This window comes from Asticcacaulis sp. AC460 (assembly GCF_000495795.1).
Classification (GTDB): Bacteria; Pseudomonadota; Alphaproteobacteria; order Caulobacterales; family Caulobacteraceae; genus Asticcacaulis.
Map to the genome: position 1 here is coordinate 1 of NZ_AWGD01000035.1, position 20,040 is coordinate 20,040.

The 20,040-nt window shown below is 62.9% G+C and carries 17 protein-coding genes; 11 read left to right on the forward strand and 6 right to left on the reverse strand.

Going from position 1 to position 20,040, the window contains the following annotated elements; translation table 11 throughout:
• The 5 genes from ABAC460_RS42545 to ABAC460_RS42565 all read right to left on the reverse strand — a co-directional run.
• Positions 1-595: ATP-binding cassette domain-containing protein (locus ABAC460_RS42545; RefSeq protein ID WP_023454932.1), on the reverse strand; the 595-nt coding region annotated here is incomplete at its 3' end.
• On the reverse strand, positions 588-1,265 hold the full coding sequence (modB, locus tag ABAC460_RS42550) for a molybdate ABC transporter permease subunit (RefSeq protein WP_023454933.1): 678 nt from the start codon (positions 1,263-1,265) through the stop codon (positions 588-590). The genes modB and ABAC460_RS42545, both read right to left, overlap by 8 nt.
• Positions 1,265-1,624 (reverse strand): VOC family protein, encoded by a 360-nt coding sequence (locus ABAC460_RS42555; RefSeq protein WP_023454934.1) that lies wholly within the window; start codon positions 1,622-1,624, stop codon positions 1,265-1,267. Before ABAC460_RS42555 ends, modB begins: the two co-directional genes overlap by 1 nt.
• Entirely contained in the window at positions 1,624-2,358 is a 735-nt protein-coding gene (gene modA, locus ABAC460_RS42560) for a molybdate ABC transporter substrate-binding protein (protein ID WP_023454935.1), read from the reverse strand. Before modA ends, ABAC460_RS42555 begins: the two co-directional genes overlap by 1 nt.
• Positions 2,359-2,376: 18 nt before the next feature.
• A complete protein-coding gene (locus tag ABAC460_RS42565) occupies positions 2,377-3,915 on the reverse strand; it encodes an OprO/OprP family phosphate-selective porin (protein ID WP_031237293.1) in 1,539 nt (512 codons plus the stop codon).
• 192 nt (positions 3,916-4,107) lie between these two features.
• On the opposite strand from ABAC460_RS42565, the gene ABAC460_RS42570 reads away from it, so the two are divergent.
• The 6 genes from ABAC460_RS42570 (at position 4,108) to ABAC460_RS42595 (ending at position 12,040) form a co-directional block, all read left to right on the forward strand.
• Positions 4,108-4,359: a BolA/IbaG family iron-sulfur metabolism protein gene (locus ABAC460_RS42570; RefSeq protein WP_023454937.1), complete on the forward strand. Its 252-nt coding sequence runs from the start codon at positions 4,108-4,110 to the stop codon at positions 4,357-4,359.
• Positions 4,359-5,297, forward strand: coding sequence for a DMT family transporter (locus tag ABAC460_RS42575; protein WP_023454938.1), 939 nt, complete (start codon positions 4,359-4,361; stop codon positions 5,295-5,297). Before ABAC460_RS42570 ends, ABAC460_RS42575 begins: the two co-directional genes overlap by 1 nt.
• Positions 5,298-5,408: 111 nt before the next feature.
• Complete coding sequence (locus tag ABAC460_RS42580; protein WP_023454939.1) at positions 5,409-6,176, forward strand: ImuA family protein; 768 nt, start codon at positions 5,409-5,411, stop codon at positions 6,174-6,176.
• Positions 6,079-7,605 (forward strand): Y-family DNA polymerase, encoded by a 1,527-nt coding sequence (locus ABAC460_RS42585; RefSeq protein ID WP_023454940.1) that lies wholly within the window; start codon positions 6,079-6,081, stop codon positions 7,603-7,605. The genes ABAC460_RS42580 and ABAC460_RS42585 overlap by 98 nt, the downstream gene beginning before the upstream one ends.
• Positions 7,602-10,814, forward strand: a complete 3,213-nt coding sequence (locus tag ABAC460_RS42590) for an error-prone DNA polymerase (protein ID WP_023454941.1) — start codon at positions 7,602-7,604, stop codon at positions 10,812-10,814. The genes ABAC460_RS42585 and ABAC460_RS42590 overlap by 4 nt, the downstream gene beginning before the upstream one ends.
• Positions 10,815-10,924: 110 nt before the next feature.
• Complete coding sequence (locus ABAC460_RS42595) at positions 10,925-12,040, forward strand: Fic family protein (RefSeq protein WP_031237296.1); 1,116 nt, start codon at positions 10,925-10,927, stop codon at positions 12,038-12,040.
• A 6-nt stretch (positions 12,041-12,046) separates the two neighbouring features.
• Here the strand turns inward: ABAC460_RS42595 and ABAC460_RS42600 are convergent, their stop codons facing one another.
• On the reverse strand, positions 12,047-12,526 hold the full coding sequence (locus tag ABAC460_RS42600; protein ID WP_023454943.1) for an Lrp/AsnC family transcriptional regulator: 480 nt from the start codon (positions 12,524-12,526) through the stop codon (positions 12,047-12,049).
• Positions 12,527-12,761: 235 nt separating this feature from the next.
• Here ABAC460_RS42600 and ABAC460_RS42605 point away from each other — a divergent pair, with 235 nt between their 5' ends.
• From ABAC460_RS42605 to ABAC460_RS42625, 5 genes are read left to right on the forward strand one after another with little or no spacing between them, the layout of a single operon-like run.
• Positions 12,762-16,211: an indolepyruvate ferredoxin oxidoreductase family protein gene (locus ABAC460_RS42605; RefSeq protein WP_023454944.1), complete on the forward strand. Its 3,450-nt coding sequence runs from the start codon at positions 12,762-12,764 to the stop codon at positions 16,209-16,211.
• Complete coding sequence (locus ABAC460_RS42610) at positions 16,204-17,271, forward strand: Leu/Phe/Val dehydrogenase (RefSeq protein WP_023454945.1); 1,068 nt, start codon at positions 16,204-16,206, stop codon at positions 17,269-17,271. The genes ABAC460_RS42605 and ABAC460_RS42610 overlap by 8 nt, the downstream gene beginning before the upstream one ends.
• 16 nt (positions 17,272-17,287) lie before the next feature.
• Positions 17,288-18,784: a CoA-acylating methylmalonate-semialdehyde dehydrogenase gene (locus tag ABAC460_RS42615; RefSeq protein WP_023454946.1), complete on the forward strand. Its 1,497-nt coding sequence runs from the start codon at positions 17,288-17,290 to the stop codon at positions 18,782-18,784.
• Positions 18,785-18,786: 2 nt separating this feature from the next.
• The gene (locus ABAC460_RS42620) at positions 18,787-19,248 is read left to right on the forward strand and encodes a DUF7832 domain-containing protein (RefSeq protein WP_023454947.1); all 462 of its coding nucleotides are present in this window, start codon (positions 18,787-18,789) and stop codon (positions 19,246-19,248) included.
• Positions 19,227-20,003, forward strand: a complete 777-nt coding sequence (locus ABAC460_RS42625) for an enoyl-CoA hydratase-related protein (protein ID WP_023454948.1) — start codon at positions 19,227-19,229, stop codon at positions 20,001-20,003. The genes ABAC460_RS42620 and ABAC460_RS42625 overlap by 22 nt, the downstream gene beginning before the upstream one ends.
• Positions 20,004-20,040: the final 37 nt, after the last annotated feature.

Consider the following 20,040-nt stretch of genomic DNA (forward strand, 5'->3'; position numbering starts at 1 on the left):
ACAGCCGCAACACCCGGTCGGCCAGGCGCTCGATCTCGAAAGCGTCGTGGCTGACATACAGAACCGGCAAGGTCTTGCCGATCGCGGCGATCACCGGGATCAACCCGGCCTTGGCGTCGCCGTCCAGGCTGGACAGGGGCTCATCCATCAGAAGCAGGTCCGGCGCCGACAGCAGGGTACGCGCGATGGCCACCCTCTGGCGCTCGCCTCCCGACAGCTTCGCCACGCCGCGGCCCAGCAGGCCATCAATGCCTGTCTGTTCCACCACGCGATCAAAATCGACCGACGCACCCGACCGATAACGGGCATAATCGAGATTGCCCTGCACGCTGAGGTGCGACAGCAGGGACGGTTCCTGGAAGACATAACCGATCCGGCGTTTATGGGCAGGAACGAACCGGGCGCCGTCCTGCCACACCGCGTCACCGATCTTCACCCGGCCGTTCAGGCGAACCAGTCCGGCAATTGCGCGCAGAAGGGTGGTCTTGCCTGAGCCCGACGGTCCCCAGACGGCGGTGACACCCTGCGCGGGAACTGAAAACGCCGCATCGAGCGCAAATCCACCAACCGTACCGGAGAGCGAGACCTCAATCACGCACAGCCCTCCCGATACGGCGTTCGATCACCAGCAGGGCCAGCAGCACCACAAAGGCGAACACCATCAACCCACCGGCCAGCAGGTGCGCGCCGGCGAAGTTCAGTTGCTCCACCATCTGGAAGATGCGGATAGACACCACCTCGGTCTTGCCCGGGATAGCGCCGCCGATCATCAGCACCACGCCGAACTCGCCTACCGTATGGGCGAAGACCAGCAGGGCCGCCGTCAGGAAGCCTTTACGGGCCTGGGGCAGGGCGACGCTCCAGAAGGCGTCCCACGGCGAGGCGCGTAATGTGGCCGCCACTTCGAACGGGCGCGCGCCGATCGCCTCGAAGGCGTTGCGGATCGGCTGGACGGCAAACGGCAGCGAATAGAGGATCGACCCGATCACCAGCCCGGCGAAACTGAAGTTCAAAGTCCGGATACCGAAGGGCTGCAGCACCGCCATCAGCGGCGAGTTCGGCCCCATGGCGACCAGCAGGTAGAAGCCAAGCACCGTCGGCGGCAACACCACCGGCAAGGCGACCACGGCCGTGACGACATCGCGCACCAGACCCGAGCCGCGCGACAGCCACCACGCCAGGGGCGTGGCCAGCACCACCAGGCAGACCGTCGTCACGGCCGCCAGGTTGATGGTGACGACGATGGTATCCCCCAGACCGGTCATTATTCAGGTTTGTGACAGACGGCTTCGATATTGTGCCCGTCGGGATCGAGCACGAAGGCGCCGTAATAGTTGGGATGATAGTGTTCGCGAATGCCCGGAGGACCATTGTCCTTGGCGCCGGCGGACATGGCGGCTTCATAGAAGGCGTCGACCGCCGCGCGGTTTTCGGCCTTCACGGCGACGTGCAGATAGTCCTTCGGCTCGCCATCGGCCAGCCAGAAATCCGGTTTGTTGACGCCGAAACCGCTGCCCCAAGGGCCGTCCAGCACGAGCTTATAGCCCAGGGGCGCAAAGGCGGCGGTGTAAAACGCTTTGCTGCGTTCGCGGTCGGAAACGCGGATGCCCATATGATCGATCATCACTTCACCTCGTAGCCATAGGATTTGATGATGGCAATGGCCTGGGGACTGCGCAAAAAGTCAAGATAGGCCTTGGCGGCCGGATCCTTGGCGCCGGGCTGCAGCAGGATGGCCTGCTGATCGATCGGCGTATAGTAGGCTTTCGGCACCACCCAGCGCGAACCACCTTTTTCGTTAATCACCTGGGACAGGGCGACGAATCCCAGTTCCGCCGAACCGGTCGAAACGAAGGTATAGGCCTGGGCGATCGAGGTACCCCTGACGATCTTCGGCGCCACCTGGTCGTACAACCCCATTTTCTTCAGTGTCTCCACCGCCGCAACCCCGTACGGCGCAGCGGCCGGATCGGCGATCGACAGGTGATCGTACTTGCCCTTCAGCACCGCGCCCTTGCCGTCGACAAAGCCGGGCTTGGCGCTCCACAGTACCAGGGTGCCGTAGGCATAGACGAAGCGCGTGCCCTTGACGCCCAGGCCCTCGGCCTCTAACCGCGTCGGGCGTTCGGCGTCGGCCGACAGGAAGACCTCGAACGGCGCGCCCTGCTGGATCTGGCTGTAGAAACCGCCCGACGGCCCGAAGCTCTGGGTGACGGTATGGCCGGTCTTCTTCAGGAAGGCCGTCGCGATCGCCTTGGCCGGTTCCGTGAAATTGGCCGCTACCGCTACCTGGACATCGCCCGCGTTCGCTGAACCGGCACAGATCGTCAATGCCAGGGCAAGCAGCGCGCGTTTCATGGATAGGCTCCGGAAGTGTTAGAAGCCGAACTGGCTCCGCACCGCGAAGCTAGTATAATCCTGGCCGATCTGCACGCCCGAACTGTTGCGGCGGTCGACTTTTACGTCCTGGCCCTGGAAGATGAAGCGCATGGCCGGATTCAGCGTCCAGCCCAGGCCCAGCGAGGTGATGTCCTGCTTGCCGCCGCGGATGCGATCGGCCGTCAGCGCTGCGTCGGCGTGATAATCCAGGTTCAGGGTCGAATAGCGCGCCACCAGTTCGAAGGCGCCCCACTGGCCCTTTTTCGGGTCGAAATTGGCCTTGGGCGTCACGCCGTCGAAGGCCGCGGTGACGGTGTTGTACTTGCGCGATTCCCCGGTCAGCACCCAGCCGCCTTCGACATACCAGCCCGCGAAGTTGGGATCGGTAACGCCCGAGGCCGGATTGAAGCGCTCCATGTTCAGGCTGAAGGATTCGCCCTGAACGAAGACCGGACCGTTCTGATAGGCCAGTTCGACGCCGGTGATAGCGGCCGATTGCGCATTGACGGCGCCGGTATCGACCAGGCGCGTGCTGTCGAGCCGCAGTTCCGGGCGGTCGCGGAACTGCACCGGATAACGCGTGGCCGCCGCGGCGCCGGCATCGGCCGGGTTGATGATGGCCGAATGGTTGATGCCGGCATGGACCAGCCAGCCGTCGCCCTTGAACGGCGTCCCCGCCACCCGGGCGGTGAAGCCCAGTTGCTCGTCGCTACTGGCGCCGGTGAAGCTGGCCGCCTGGGTGTTGAGGGTCGAGAGCGTGTTACCGGTCAAAGACACGTACCACAGCCAGCGGTCGTGGGCATTGAAGGCGGCCACACCCATGCGGGTATCGCCGGCCGCCAGACTGCGTTGGATGTCTGAAACAGATGCGCGCTCCATGAACGGCGACGTCATGGTGGAACCGGCATCGCCTAGGCCGACATTGGGCGCGAACTCGCCGATGCGCAGCTTGGCCGACTTGAAGCCGGAATATTGCAGCCAGGCTTCGTGGAAACGGCCGACATCCTCGGCGCCGGAACCGCCGAAATCCAGCGTGATATTGTAGTCGAAATCGGTGAACAGCTTGCCGACCATGCCGATCCGGGCGCGGCGGAAATTGGTGCCGGAATTGAGGTCGCGGCCGATTACGGATGCCCCCAGGTCCTTGTCCTGATTATAACTGGCGGCATCGAACTGGAAGACGCTTTTGAACGCAACGCTGAAAGCGCCGTCGGTCGAGGCAATGGTCGGCGTGCCGTTCTTGATGGTGACCGGCGCGGTTTGGGGTGGCACCGGAGCGGGAGCCGGGATGGGGGCGGCGGCAACCTTCGTTGCCGGAACGGGGGCGCCGTACTGCTTGGCGACCTCGGCCTTCAGTCCGTCCAGTTCGCTCTGTTGAGAGTCGATCTGCTTTTGCTGGGAGTCGATCTGGGCCTGCATGGCGTCGATACGCGCCTGGACCTCCGGCGGCACCTGCTGCGCCAGGGCGGGAACGGCGGCGGCCATGGCAAGGGTGCTGAAGGCAAAAATCCGGGCTGTCCGGTGGAACCTACGCATGCAAAAATACTCCCTGTACTGATCTCTTAACCCTATAAGATCGGATGGTTAATCACGTCTTACGCGAGACCGGTTCGCGGCCCCTATGGCGTGAGTCGCGGTGAGAACGAAGTTCTTTTGTGACAGTTCGGTGTCAGGCTGGCCAGCGTGGGCAAAAGGCTTTAAGAGCACGCGAAACGACAGGAGCCGGACATGGCCATTGCCCAGAGCGAATTGCAGGCGCGCATCGAAGCGGCCTTTCCCGATGCCGAGGTGACCATCACCGACCTGGCCGGCGACGGCGACCACTATAAGGCGCGCATCGTGTCGGCGGCGTTCAACGGCTTGGCCCGCGTGCGCCAGCATCAACTGGTCAACCGCGCCCTGGCCGACCTGCTCAGCGGCCCTCTGCATGCGCTGGCGCTGGAGACGGTGGCCCTGGAGACGGTGGCAAAGGACGGCTGATGCTGTCCAAGGCCAGTTCAACCACGCTTGGAATCCTTTGCGGCATGGGCGCCGGTGCCCTGTGGGGGCTGGTCTTCCTGGCTCCGGAACTGGCGCAGGACTTCAGCCCGTTGCTGCTGACGATCGGCCGCTATATTGCCTATGGAGTCATCTCCGTGCTGCTGATCGCGCCGCGCTGGCAGGTTTTGCGAGCAGCCATGACGGGGCGGGAATGGCTGGCGCTCGCCTGGCTGGCCCTGGCGGGGAACACGCTCTACTATATCTTCCTGTCGTCGGCCGTTCAGATGGGCGGCATCGCCATGACCTCGCTGGTGATCGGTTTCCTGCCGGTGGCGGTGACCCTGATCGGCAGCCGCGCCCACGGCGCCGTGCCGTTGATGCGCCTGCTGCCGTCCTTGCTGTGCTGCGCCGCAGGCGCCGTCTGCATCGGCTGGCAGGCCTTGGCGGTCCCCGCGCAGTCGCCGATCACGCAGTTGGTAGGGCTGCTTTGCGCCGTCGGGGCGCTGGTGTCGTGGACGATCTATGCCGTCGGCAACCGCCACTGGCTGGAAAAACTTGGCGCTGTGTCGGCCCAGGACTGGAACCTGCTGACCGGCGTGGTCACTGGCGCCCAGGCGCTGTTGCTGATTCCGGTGGCGTTGGTCCTCGATCATACCCATCATGATGCCGCCGCCTGGATGCGGTTTGCCGGCGTGTCCATCGGTGTTGCGGTGGTGGCCTCAATTGTCGGCAATGCCCTGTGGAACCGGATGAGCCGTTTGCTGCCCCTGACCCTGGTCGGCCAGATGATCCTGTTCGAAACCCTGTTCGCCCTGATCTATGGCTTTGTCTGGGAACAGCGATGGCCGACGGTGCTCGAAGCTGCCGCCTTTGTGCTGATCTGCGTCGGGGTGATCTCCTGTATTTCGGCGCATCGAACCCAGGTGGAACCTCACTAAGAGCTATTATCCTGAATCGCTTCAACAATTTATCCGCCTTGACTCCTGACCATTTTTGGAACAAAACAAGAACATATTTCCGAAGAAATCGGAGGATGGTGAGTGGTCCCAATGGCGAAACCTGCGTTCGAAAATCTCGAAGCGCTGCGTCGGCACGTCCAACTGCTGGAGGGCAGCCGACGCGCCGCCGGTGTGCTGCCGTTCGGCATCGAACGGATCGACGCCCGCTTACCCGGCGGCGGGCTGACCCTGGGCGCCCTGCATGAAGTGGCCGGCCGCGACCAGGGCGTGGTCGACGGCGCCGCCGCGGCGCTGTTCGTCGCCGGCATTGCCGCCCGCACCAAAGGCCATGTGCTGTGGTGTCTGACCCAGGCCGATTTGTTCGCGCCCGGCCTGGCCCAAGCGGGACTGGATCCGCAGCGCGTCATCTGTGTCGAAGCCGGCGATGAGAAAAGCGTTCTGCTGTGCTGCGAGGAGGCCCTGCGCCATGGCGGCCTGGGGGCTGTGGTGGCCGAGGTGTCGCGCCTGTCGCTGACGGCGTCGCGGCGGCTGCAACTGGCCGCCGAGAACACCCGTACCCTGGCCCTGGCGCTGCGGCGCTGGGGCAAGGTCAAGGAAGCCGCCGAATTCGGCCTGCCGACGGCGGCGGTGACGCGCTGGCGCATCGCATCCGCCCGTTCGCACGCCCTGCCGGTGGCCGGTATCGGCACGGCGCGCTGGCGGTTGGAACTGCTGCGCTGCAAGGGCGGAGATGCCGCCGAATTCGATGTGGAGGCAAGGTATGGCCAGGCTGGTCTCGCTCTATCTGCCCCGCTGGCCGACCGATCGGCTGCGGCGGCAGTGGCGGCACGACGCGACGGCTTCCGCGCCGCCTCCTGAGGCGCCGCTGGTGCTGAAGGGCATGGACGGCCGTCGCCGCGTGGTTACGGCCGCCGACCGCGCCGCCCATATGGCCGGTCTGCGCGTCGGTATGCCCCTGACCAAGGCCCAGGCCCTGGTCGAGGACCTGGCTGTCTATAACGCCAATCCGGACGGCGACCGCGACGCCCTGGAACGCCTGGCCGGCTGGGCGCTGCAGACCTATTCGCCGGTGGTGGCCGCCGATCCGCCCGACGGCCTGATCCTGGATATCACCGGCGCCGATCACCTGCATGGCGGCGAGGCGGTATTGCTGGACGGCCTGATCCGCCGGCTGTCGGATCAAGGCATCGAAGCGACCGCCGCTATCGCCGACACCTGGGGCGCCGCCCATGCCCTGGCGCGGTTCGTGGCGCGTCCGACCGTGATTATACCGCCTGGCGACAGCGCCAAGGTCGTCCGCAACCTGCATGCCGCTGCTCTGCGTCTGCCGCTCAACCTGGTCGAAAGCCTGTGCGTGCTGGGCTTCGAGACGGTGGGCGACCTGGCATCACAACCGCGCGCGCCTCTGGTCCATCGCTTCGGCCGTGAGTTGAGCCGGCGGCTGGACCAGATGTTCGGCTATCTGGCCGAACCGGTCGATCCGGTCGATCTACCCGATGTTACCGAAGTCAAACGGGTGTTTTTCGAGCCGATCGGGGCGCCGGAAACCCTGGCGCGCTATACGGCGAAACTGACGGAGGAACTATGCGATGCCCTGGAAGCGCGCGGGGAGGGGGCGCGGCAGTTGGATCTGTATTTCGTCCGCGTCGACGGCCGTATCGAAGCCATTCGTGTCGGCACTGCCAAACCGGTGCGCGATACCGCTCGCCTGACGCGGCTGTTGTGCGACAAGATCGAGACCGTCGATCCCGGCTTTGGCATCGAGCGCATGCGCCTGATCGCCACCCTGGCCGAACCCCTGGTCATGACCCAGACCAGCAGCCACGAAGAGGCCGGTCCCGACCTGGCCAGCCTGGTCGATATCCTGAGCAACCGCATCGGTGGCGAACGGATCTATCGCCTGACCGCGATCGAAAGCGATGTCCCGGAACGGTCGGTACGGCGGACATCGCCTCTGACGTCCACCGACAATGGCTGGCCGGCCCACTGGCCGCGGCCGATCCGGCTTTTTCGTCGCCCCGAACCGGTTCTGCTCCTGGCGGCATTGCCCGATCATCCCCCCGGAGCCCTGACCTGGCGCGGCGCCCGTCATCGGGTGGTCTCGGCCGACGGGCCGGAACGCATCTTCGGTGAATGGTGGAAGCACGACAACGAAACATGGGCCGTGCGCGACTATTTCCGTGTCGAACTGGATACCGGTGAGCGCCTGTGGCTGTTCCGCAATGGCGACGGCGAAGACGCTGATCCCGACAAGCACAAATGGTTCCTGCACGGGATGTTCGCATGACGGGTTATGTCGAACTGCAGGTCATGACCCATTTCTCCTTCCTGCGCGGCGCCAGCAGCCCGGAGGAGCTGTTCATCCGGGCTGCGGAACTGGGCATCGACGCCCTGGGCGTGGTCGATCGCAACTCCCTGGCCGGCATCGTCCAGGCGCATAAATGGGCCAAGATCACCGGCGTGCGGCTGATCGTTGGCTGCCGGCTGGACCTGACGGACGGGACCTCGCTGCTGGTCTACCCGACCGACAAGACGGCCTATTCTCATCTGTGCCGCCTGCTATCCCTGGGCAAGGGCCGGGCCGGCAAGAACAGGTGCCATCTCGACTGGAGCGATGTCGAAACCTGGAACGCAGGTCTGATCGCCGTCCTGGTGCCCGACATGGCCGATGACACCTGCGCTGCGAACCTGCGCCGTCTGAAGACGGTTTTCGGCGACCGTGCCTATATGGCCCTGACCCTGCGCCGGCGTCCCAACGACGCTTTACGTCTGTATGAACTGTCGCAACAGGCGGATCACGCCGGCGTGCCGACCGTAGTGACCAACGATGTGCTGTACCATGACCGGTCGCGGCGCATCCTGCAGGACGTGGTGACCTGCATTCGCCACAACTGCACCATCGACGAGGCCGGCTTCCGCCGCGAACGCCATGCCGACCGCTATCTCAAAACCCCGGACGAGATGGCACGGCTGTTCAAGGCCTACCCGGACGCTATTCTACGGGCGCGCGAAATTCTGGATCGCTGTCCGTTCGATATGGGGGAACTGGACTACCAGTATCCCGACGAAAAATCGCATCCCCACCTGACGCCGCAGCAGACCCTGGAGAAATTTGTCCGGATGGGCTGTGAAACACGCTATCCCGAAGGTGTCCCGGTCAAGGTCGAAAAGCAGTTGCGCTTCGAACTCGATCTGATCGAGGAGATGGGCTACGCCAACTATTTCCTGACCGTCCACGACATCGTCTACTTTGCTCGGTCTCAGAAGATCCTGTGTCAGGGGCGCGGGTCGGCGGCCAACAGTTCGGTCTGTTACGTGCTGGGGATCACCGAACTGGACCCCGCCAAGTACGATTTGCTGTTCGCGCGTTTCCTGTCGAAGAATCGCAACGAACCGCCGGACATCGATGTCGATTTCGAACACGCCAAGCGCGAGATCGTCATGCAGTGGGTGTTCGAGACCTATGGCCGCAACCATGCCGCCCTGGTCAGCGTCGTCAGCCGCTACCGCACACGCGGCGCTTTACGTGATGTCGGCCGGGCGTTGGGCCTGCCCGAGGACGTACTAAAAACCCTGTCGCAGCAGTATCGTCATTGGTCTACCGACGTCGATGAGAAGCACCTCGAAGGCCTGAACATCAAGCGCGATGCCCGCCGTATCCGCCTGACGATCGACTTGGCCAAGCAGTTGGTCAATGCGCCGCGCCACCTGTCGCAGCATCCCGGCGGCTTCGTGCTGACACGCCACCGGCTGGACGAACTGGCGGTGATCGAGCCGGCCGCCATGAAGAACCGTCAGGTCGTCGAATGGGATAAGGACGATATCGATGTGCTGAAATTCATGAAGGTCGACTGCCTGGCGTTGGGCATGCTGACCTGCATGAAAAAGAGCTTCGATATGCTGCTTGAGCATAAGGGTGTCGAGATGGCCATGGCCGGCATTCCGGCCGACGACAAGCCCACCTACGCCATGATCTGCAAGGCCGATACGATCGGCGTCTTCCAGATCGAAAGCCGGGCTCAGATGTCGATGCTGCCGCGCCTGCGGCCGGCCAATTTCTACGACATCGCCATCGAAGTCGCCATCGTCCGGCCGGGACCGATCCAGGGCGACATGGTTCACCCCTATCTGCGCCGTAAGCATGGTCTGGAGCCTATCGACTACCCCAATGACGCTGTGAAGGATATCCTGGGGCGGACCTTCGGCGTGCCGCTGTTTCAGGAACACGCCATGAAGGTGGCCGTGGTCTGCGCCGGCTTTACCGATGACGAGGCCGATCATGTCCGCCGCAGCCTGGCGACCTTCAAGCACACCGGCGGCGTGAAGAATTTTCGCGGCAAGATGTATGCCGGCATGATCGGGCGCGGCTACTCGCCGGAGTTTTCCGAACGGCTGATCAACCAACTGGAAGGCTTCGGTTCCTATGGCTTTCCGGAAAGCCATGCCATCTCGTTCGCCCTGATCGCCTATGCCTCGTCGTGGATGAAGTGCCACCATCCCGACGTCTTTCTGTGTGCCCTGCTGAACTCCCAGCCCATGGGCTTCTATGCCCCGGCGCAACTGGTGCGTGACGCCCGCGAACACGGCGTCGATGTCCGGCCGGTCTGCGTCAATACCTCACGCTGGGACTGCAGCCTGGAAGGGACAGGCACGTCCGGAAAATTGGCTGTGCGGCTAGGCTTTCGTATGGTGAAAGGCATGTCCCAGGACGAGGCGGGGATATTGGTGGCGGCGCGCGAGGACCGCTACGGTTCTATCCGTGAAGTTTGGCTGAATAGCAGATTGCCGGTTTCGACTCTGGTTACCCTGGCCGAAGCCGATGCGTTTTTCCCCTCCCTGGGTCAGTCACGGCGCGAGGCCCTGTGGGCGCTGAAGGGGATGCGCGACACGCGTCTGCCCTTGTTCGATGGCCCTGAAACCCATGAACCGGCTGTGGTGCTGAAAACCATGACGGCCGGCAGCGAAGTCGTCCAGGACTACGGCCATGTCGGCCTGTCCCTGCGCCTTCATCCGGTGAGCTTCCTGCGCGGCGAACTGACTGAACGCGGCATAGTCACCTGCAAAGACGCCAATGCCCGCAAGGACAAGAGCCACGCACTGGTCGCCGGCATGGTGCTGGTGCGGCAACGGCCAGGCACGGCCAAGGGCGTCACCTTCATGACGATCGAGGACGAGACCGGTATCGTCAATGCGGTCATCTGGTCGAAACTGTACGAAGAACAGCGGCGGCTGATCCTGACTTCGCGCATGGTGGCGATCAGCGGCCAGATCCAGAAGGAGGGGGAGGTGGTGCATCTGGTGGCGCGGCGCCTGATCGATCTGTCGGAGCAGTTGGACAGTGTCAGTGAGCGCGAGGACGCCTTTCCCATGCCCTACAGCCGTGGCGACGAGTTCCGCCATGGCGAACCGGGGCCTGACCCGCGCACCTTGAAGCGCACCGGCAGCCGTGCCGCCCAGTCACCGGTCATTTTGGTGAAATCGCGGGACTTTCATTAGAAAGCAGGCTTGCGGAGATTACCAATACTATTATCCGCAAAATTTGCGGATAATAGTATTGGTAATATACAGGTCTGTATGTCATAATCTCCGCATATGGTGCAGAGGTTATGACGTACATACACGAACTTAAGGAATGGCCGAATTTCACTTGGGAGAGAGGCTATCTGAATCAACGTCTCGCTGACGTTAGATACAGACAGGGACGACTTATTGGTCGAATGCAAAATGCCGGTTTTCGCCTCAAGGCGAACGCCGTGTTACATACCTTGACGGAAGACGTGGTCAAGTCGAGCGATATAGAAGGTGAGTATCTGGACAAGGATCAGGTGCGTTCCTCCATAGCCCGCAGGCTAGGCATGGACATAGCCGGCCTCATTCCATCCGAGAGACACGTTGACGGTGTCGTCGAAATGATGCTCGACGCGACGCAAAATTATGCGCAGCCCCTGACAGAGTCGCGCTTACTCGGTTGGCATTCGGCTCTTTTCCCCACTGGACACAGCGGGATGTCGAAAATCGTCGTTGGCGCCTGGCGTGACGACGCCAATGGTCCCATGCAGGTGGTTTCGGGTCCCATCGGCCGCGAGCATGTCCATTTTCAAGCGCCGGATGCAGATCGTCTTACCGCGGAAATGCGCGCCTTTCTCATCTGGTTCGAGAGGGAGAAGGATGTTGACTCGGTTCTGGCAGCCGGTCTCGCCCATCTCTGGTTCGTCACCGTCCATCCCTTCGAGGACGGTAATGGACGAATAGCTCGGGCCATTGCCGACATGATGCTGGCGCGATCAGAGGGCAGTGCGCAACGCTTCTATAGTATGTCGTCGCAGATTCGTTCCGACCGGAAACACTATTACGACATGCTGGAAAAGACGCAGCGCAGCGATATGGACATAACAGATTGGCTGCTGTGGTTTCTGAATTGCCTCGCACGTGCGATTGATCTGGCGGATACGACCTTAAGCGCTGTCATGAGCAAAGCGCATTTCTGGCAAGTCGCCAGAGATCATTCCCTCAACGACCGGCAGCGACAGATGCTGAACCGTCTCCTGGATGGGTTTGAAGGAAAGTTGACTTCGTCTAAGTGGGCGAAGCTGACGAAAAGCTCTCAGGACACCGCCAACCGGGATATCGATGATTTGATCCGCAAAGGGATGCTCAGACGCGGCGAAGCCGGTGGGCGCAGTACCAGTTATGATCTGGTTCTCCCTGCAGAGTCAGAATAGCCGGTCTCACACATAGGGTGACGCATCACGCTTTAATCGGCGCAGGCAGAAGGTCGAGCGGGCGTGGCGGATGCCGGGGAACTTCAGCAGGCGTTTGCGCAGGAAAGCCTCGTAATCCTCGGTGTCCTCGACCGCGGCGATGATGACATAGTCGTATTCGCCCGTCGTTAGATAGGCGTCGGTCACTTCCGGCTGTTGCGCCAGATGGCGAGAGAAGGCCTCGATCTTCTCGTCATCGTGCTGTTCCAGATTGATTTCGATGATCACCGACAAAGGCCGGCCGATCTTTTCGGCATCCAGCAACGCGACATAGCCCGAAATCACCCCGGCCTCTTCCATCCGCTTGATCCGCGACCAGCATGGCGTCTGGGACAACCCGACCTTGTCGGCTATGTCCTGTGTGGTAAGGTGGGCGTTCTCGCGCAACAGGCGAAGTATGCGCCGGTCGGTATCGTCCAGCACCTGGACGGGTTTGCTACGTTTCATTGCCTTTTGTGCCCTGCAGCAGAATTTTCTTTCGTATGTGCGCATTATCGCAGAATTCTATTCGCTTCACCAGCGGTTTGCAGGCCGCAGTTCGGAAGCACATTCTTGCGGAACGGGTCTAGTATCGACGGAAACGACGAGCGCAATCCGACAAAGTGGTCACCACTTTTCGGATAAATTGCGCGACCACTAAAAATGACCGTTCGAAGAGCGGTCGGATACAGGGACATATCGGATGCGCGCGCAGGTTACCCTTGCCGACAAGTATGAGCTGGACTCCGGCCGCGCCTTCATGACTGGGGTTCAGGCCCTGGTCCGTCTGCCCATGCTGATCCGTGATCGCGACCGCAAGGCCGGCCTCAACACGGCCGGTTTCATTTCCGGCTATCGCGGCTCGCCGCTGGGCACCTACGACATGCAACTGTCCAGCGCCCAGAAGCTGCTCGACGCGCACGACATCGTCGTTCAGCGCGGTATCAACGAAGACCTCGGCGCCACGGCAGTATGGGGCACGCAACACGTTCCTTTGTTCCAGGGCGCCAAAAAAGACGGCGTCTTCGGCCTATGGTACGGCAAGGGGCCCGGTGTCGACCGCACCGGCGATGTCTTCAAACACGCCAACCTGGCCGGCACCTCGCAATATGGCGGCGTCTTGGCCTTGGCAGGCGACGATCACAGCTGTAAATCCTCGACCCTGGCCAACCAGTCCGAGTTCGCCTTTCTCGATGCCGAAATGCCGACCCTGGCGCCGGCGACGATCGATGAGGTCATCGATTTCGGCATGAAGGGCATCGCCCTGTCGCGTTATTCCGGCTGTTGGATCGGACTGAAAACCATCGCCGACCTGATGGATGCCTCGACCTCGGCGCATATCGATCCTGAGCGCTACACCACCGTCATCCCGGACTTTGACTTGCCAGAAGGCGGTCTGAACATCCGTTTGAACGATCCGCCGGAAGCCAAGGAAATAAGGCATCGCCACTTCCGCCTGCCGGCGGCCCAGGCCTTTGCTCGCGCCAACAACATCGACCGCATTGTCAGCGATTCGTCGCGCCCGCGCCTCGGCATTGCCGCCACCGGCAAGGGGTTTTTACATGTGTTGGACGCGCTGCGGCTGTTGGACATCGGCGATGCCGAAGCCCGCGACCTCGGCCTGCGCCTGTGGAAAATCGGTCTGGTGTGGCCGCTGGATCCCGTCGCCGCGACCGCTTTCGCGGATGGTCTCGAATCCGTCCTGGTCGTGGAGGAACGCCGCAACCTGATCGAATACCAGCTGCGCGACGTCCTCTATATCCTGCCGGACGGCCGCCGTCCGCGCATCCTGGGCAAGCACGATGCTGCCGGCAAGCCGCTGGTTCGCGACACCCTGGACCTCGATACCGGCCACGTTGCCCTGGCCCTGTTCGACAGTCTGCCCGAGGCCGCGCGCACCGAAGCTCGCACCGCCATCGCTGACCGCCTGCGCCGCCAGTCGGAGGTCAAGAACAACGTCGTGCAACTGCATACGCGCAAGCCCTTCTTCTGCGCCGGCTGCCCGCACAACACCTCGACCACCGTGCCGGAAGGCTCGCGCGCCACGGCCGGGATTGGCTGCCACTACATGGTGCAGTTCATGCCGAGCCGGAATTCGGAAATCTGCACCCATATGGGCGGGGAGGGCGTCACCTGGGTCGGCCAGGCGCCGTTCACCGAAGAGAACCACATCTTCGCCAACCTGGGCGACGGTACCTATTTCCATTCAGGTTTGCTGGCCATCCGTCAGGCGGTCGCCGCCGGCGTCAACATGACCTACAAAATCCTGTATAACGACGCGGTCGCCATGACCGGTGGCCAGCATGTCGATGGTCAACTGCATCCGGTCACCGTGGCGCAACAGGTCGCTGCCGAAGGCGTCACGCGCATCATGATGGTGTCGGACAATCCTGACCGTTGGCGCGGCCATCCCAAGATGCCGGCCAAGGTCAGCTTCTGGCACCGCGACGACATGCCGGTCGCCGAAGAAGAACTGCGCAACACGCCGGGCACCACGGTGCTGATCTACGACCAGATGTGCGCCACCGAATTGCGCCGTCGCCGCAAGCGCGGCCTGGCGCCCAAGGCCAAGGAGCGCATCTTCATCAACTCCGCCGTCTGCGAAGGCTGCGGCGATTGTTCTGCCAAGTCGAACTGTATCGCCGTTGGCCCCAAGGAAACGGACCTCGGCCGCAAGCGCGAAATCGATCAGTCTGCGTGCAATATCGACACCAGCTGCGTCAAGGGTTTCTGCCCGTCCTTCGTTTCGCTGGACGGCGCGCAGCTCAAGAAGGCCCAGGTTTCCGATATCGATGTGATCATCGCCGATTTGCCGGAGATCACCCCACCGCAGGTGTCGGCTGAACCGTACAATGTCCTGTTGACCGGGATTGGCGGGCTGGGCGTGACCTCGCTCAGCGCCATGGTCGGCATGGCGGCGCACCTCGACGCCATCGAAGTCCTGGCGGTCGACCAGATCGGCCTGGCGCAACGCGGCGGCGCCGTCGACGCCCATATCCGCCTGGCCGCGCCGGGCGTCATGCTGCCCGGCGGTCGCATCCCGTTCGCCGAAGCCGATGTGCTGATCGCCGCCGACATGGTCACGGCGCACGGCAAGGCGTGTTTGCCGCTGATGGACGCCGGGCGCACCAAGGGTTTCCTCAACTCGGCCCTGACCCCGACGGCGGAATTCACCCTGAACACCGAGACGAAGTTCGACAGCATCGCCATGCTGCGCCGGGTGCGCCAAGCAACGCGCGATCTGAACGCCTTCGATGCTGCCGGCCTGTCGCGCAAATATCTCGGCGATGCCGTCTATACGATCATGGTCGTGCTGGGCGCCGCCTGGCAGGCCGGCACCGTGCCGCTCAGCCGCGCCGCCATCGAAAAGGCGATCGAGCTGAACGGCGCCGAGGTCAAGGCCAACCTGCGTGCCTTCGCGCTGGGCCGCGCCTGGGTGGCGGGCCGCCTCAACACTTCGCAAAAAGAAGAAGTGTTGTTCGGCCTCGATACCTTCATCGCGGCGCGGATGAAAGACCTGGAAGCCTACCAGGACGAAGCCTATGCCCGCGACTATCGCGCCTTGGTCGACATCGCCCGCAAGGCCGAGGCGAAGTTCGGCACCACTACCTTTACCGAGGCGGTCGCCCGCAATGCCTTCAAGGTGAAAGCCTACAAGGACGAGTACGAGGTGGCGCGGCTCTATCTCGACCCGGCGTTCCGCGCGCAACTGGAAGCCCAGTTTGAAAACCCCGACAAGGTCAGCGTCTTCCTGGCGCCGCCCTTGTTCGGCGAAAAGGACGCGCACACCGGACTTCCCAAAAAGCGGAAGTTTGGCCCGTGGATCTTCAAGGCCTTTGCTGTCCTGTCGGCGATGAAGGGTTTGCGCGGTTCGGCGCTGGACATCTTCGGCTACAGCGACGAACGCCGCATGGAGCGCCGGTTGATCGTCGACTATGCGCAACTGATCAACCGTCTGGCGCGCGATCTGGCGCCGCATAATTTCGACGCCGCCCTGGCCCTGGCGCGACTGCCGGCGGACATCCGCGGCTTCGGCCACATCAAACAGGCCAGTCACGACAAGGCCCGAACCCAATGGACCGAACTGCTGACGCAGTTCGAGACCGCCCAACCCCTCAAGGCCCAACCCCTCAAGGACTTAGTACATGTTTGACCATCCCGATTTCGACGCCCACGAAAAGGTCCTGTTCGTCAATGACGCGCAGACCGGCCTGCGCGCCATCATTGCCGTCCATTCGACGGCCCTGGGCGCGGCGGCGGGCGGATGCCGGCTGTGGTCCTATGCGGCGGACGCCGATGCCTTGACCGACGCCCTGCGCCTGTCGCGCGGCATGTCGTACAAGAACGCCATGGCCGACCTGCCCATGGGCGGCGGCAAGTCGGTGATCCTGGGGCCGGTGGCGACGGACAGGCGCGAAGCCGTGCTGGAAGCCTTCGGCCGCGCCGTCGACACCCTGGGTGGCCAGTACATCACCGCCGAAGACGTCGGCGTATCGGTCGCCGACATGCAGATCGTGGCCCGCACCACCAAACACGTCTCGGGCCTCAGTGCCGAAGCCGGCAAATCGGGCGGTGACCCGTCGCCGTTCACCGCGCGCGGTGTTCGCGTCGGCATCGAATCGGCGGTTCGTGCTCGCCTGGGCCGTTCGGAACTGGCCGGCCTCAGTGTCGCCGTCCAGGGCCTGGGCCATGTCGGCATGTATCTGTGCCAGGAACTGCATGAGATGGGTGCCAACCTGGTGGTCGCCGACATCAACCCGGCGCGCGTGTCCGAAGCCCAGATTCGCTTCGGCGCGATCGGCGTGTCGGTCGACGAAATCCTGACCCAGGCCGTCGATGTGGTGGCGCCTTGTGCGTTGGGCGGTACCATCACCGAATATGCCGCGCGCTATATCCGCGCCTCGGTGGTGGCGGGTGCCGCCAACAACCAGCTTCTGACGCCGGAAGCCGGCCGGATCCTGGGCGAGCGCGGCGTGCTGTACGCGCCGGACTATGTCATCAATGCCGGCGGCATTATCATGGTCCAGGGCGAAATCTCCGGCGACAACGACGCCGACCTGATCCGCGCCCGCGTCGACGCCATCGGGCCCCGCCTGGATGCCATCTTTGCCAAGGCGAAAAGCGATAATGTGATCACAAACGAGGTTGCCGATTCGATGGCGCGCGCTAAACTCGACGCCGCCCGGCGTATGCGTGCCCGCATCGCCGCCTAACCTCTTTAAGGTCCTCATGCGCGATATCCATCACTTCATCAACGGCCGCTCCGTGCCCGGTACCTCAGGCCGTTTCGGCGATGTCTACGATCCCAATACCGGCAAGATCCAGGCACGCGTGGCCCTGGCCTCCGGCGCCGAGATCGACGACGTCGTCGCCAAGGCCGTGAAGGCCCAGGCCGGCTGGGCGGCGATGAACCCGCAACGCCGCGCCCGCGTCATGTTCGCCTTCAAGGCCCTGCTGGACAAGCATATGGACGAACTGGCCGTCCTGCTGTCCAGCGAGCACGGCAAGGTCGTCGCCGACTCCAAGGGCGATATCCAGCGCGGCCTGGAAGTGGTGGAATTTGCCTGCGGTATCCCGCATCTGCTGAAGGGCGACTATACCGAAGGGGCAGGGCCGGGGATCGATGTCTATTCGCTGCGTCAGCCGTTGGGCGTCGTGGCGGGCATCACCCCGTTCAACTTCCCGGCCATGATCCCCATGTGGATGTCGGCGGTCGCCCTGGCCTGCGGCAATGCCTTTATCCTGAAGCCTTCGGAAAAGGACCCGTCGGTGCCGGTGCGCCTGGGTGAGCTGCTGATCGAAGCGGGCCTGCCCGAGGGCGTCTTCCAGGTGGTGCACGGCGACAAGGAAGCCGTCGACGCCCTGCTGGTCCACCCGGATATCAAGGCGATCAGCTTCGTCGGCTCGTCCGACATCGCGCAATATGTCTACGCTACCGGTTCGGCCCACGGCAAACGGATCCAGGCCATGGGCGGGGCCAAGAACCACGGTATTATCCTGCCCGATGCCGACCTGGATCAGGTGGTGCGCGACATCGTCGGCGCCGCCTATGGCTCGGCCGGCGAACGCTGCATGGCCCTGCCGGTGGCGGTACCGGTCGGGGCGAAAACTGCCGACGCCTTTATCGAACGCATGACCGACGCAGCGCGCGCTTTGAAGGTCGGCGTCTCGACCGATGCCGAAGCCCATTACGGCCCGGTGATCTCAGCGGCGCATAAGGCCAAGGTCGAGGCCTATATCCAGATGGGCGTCGACGAAGGCGCCGATCTGGTGCTGGACGGTCGCGGCCTGAAGCTCCAGGGTCATGAGGACGGCTATTTCATCGGCCCGACCCTGTTCGACAAGGTGCGGCCGGAAATGAAATCCTATCAGGACGAAATCTTCGGGCCCGTACTTCAGGTCATCCGCGCCGAGACCCTGGAAGAGGCGGCCGCCCTGCCGTCGCAGCACGCCTATGGTAACGGCGTCGCCATCTTCACCCGCAACGGCCTGGCGGCGCGCGAATTCGTCTCCAAAGTCAATGTCGGCATGGTCGGCATCAATGTGCCGATCCCGGTGCCGGTTGCCTATCACAGCTTCGGCGGCTGGAAACGTTCGGCCTTCGGTGACCTGAACCAGTACGGTGAGGATGGGGTGCGCTTCTACACCAAGGTCAAGACGGTGACCTCGCGCTGGCCGGATGGCGATATCGGCGACCAGGCCTTCATCATTCCGACGATGAAATAGCCATGAAATACGACGACGCGTCCTGGCACTATGGCGGAGACTTTCCGGAAGACCTGCCACCGGAGGCAGGCGGGACGCACATCGCCATGTTCGTGGTCTGGTGTTGGCTCAAGGGTCTGGCAGGCGAAGAAATATTAGAAGAGCCGGATTTTCTAGAGGCCGCCCGAAACAGGACGTCCAGTCCGGGCGCGATATTTTTCCGGACTTCGGATGAGAAGTTTGCCGACATCGACCTTAACGAGGAAGGCAATGCCTTCGCTCGGGCCTACTATTACCATGACGGTGGAACATATGTTCAGGATTACGATAAGACCTTAGCCAAAGGATTGCCGTCGCTTTATCATGTCCCTGACAACTGGGAGACATTCGACAAGCTGGCTCCGATTGTCGCACGGCGATTCAAAGCTTTCCAAAACAGACAGAAAAACTGGTTTCAAAGACTATGGAACAGCAGCAAACACTAACCTTCGAACAAAAAGGCCGTGTGGCGGTGGTCACCTTGAACCGCCCCGACGTCCTCAATGCGCTCAACTACCAGACCATGACGGAGCTGAGCGCACTGATCCGCGACATCGACCGCAATCCGGAGATCGCCGTGACGGTGATCACTGGGGCGGGCAGGGCCTTTGCCGCCGGCGCCGATATCAAGGAAATGGCCGGCCGCGATGTCGCCGACATGTACCTGAACGACTATTTCGCCGGCTGGGACGTCTTTGCCGCCTGCCGCAAGCCGGTGATCGCGGCGGTCAACGGTTTTGCCCTGGGCGGCGGCTGCGAACTGGCCATGATGTGCGACCTGATCATCGCCTCGGACAAGGCCAAGTTCGGCCAGCCGGAAATCAAGCTGGGCGTGACGCCAGGCATGGGCGGCTCGATCCGGCTGACCAAGGCGATCGGCAAGGCCAAGGCGATGGACCTGGTCCTGACCGGACGGATGATCGATGCCACCGAGGCCGACCGCATTGGTCTGGTCAGCCGGGTGGTGCCGCATGATGAGTTGATGGCGGTAGCCATGGAGGCGGCGGAGGCGATCGCGGGCTATGGTTTGCCGGCGATCCTGGCAGCCAAGGAGATGGTCGGCCGGGCCTTGGAACTGCCGACGACGGAAGGCGTGCGGTTTGAGCGGCGGCTGTTTACGGCACTGTTCGCGACCGAAGATCAGAAAGAAGGCATGGCGGCGTTTGCTGAGAAGCGGCCTGCTAAATTTAAGGACAGATAGCGTAATCACCTCTCCCCGCCTGCGGGGAGAGGACGAG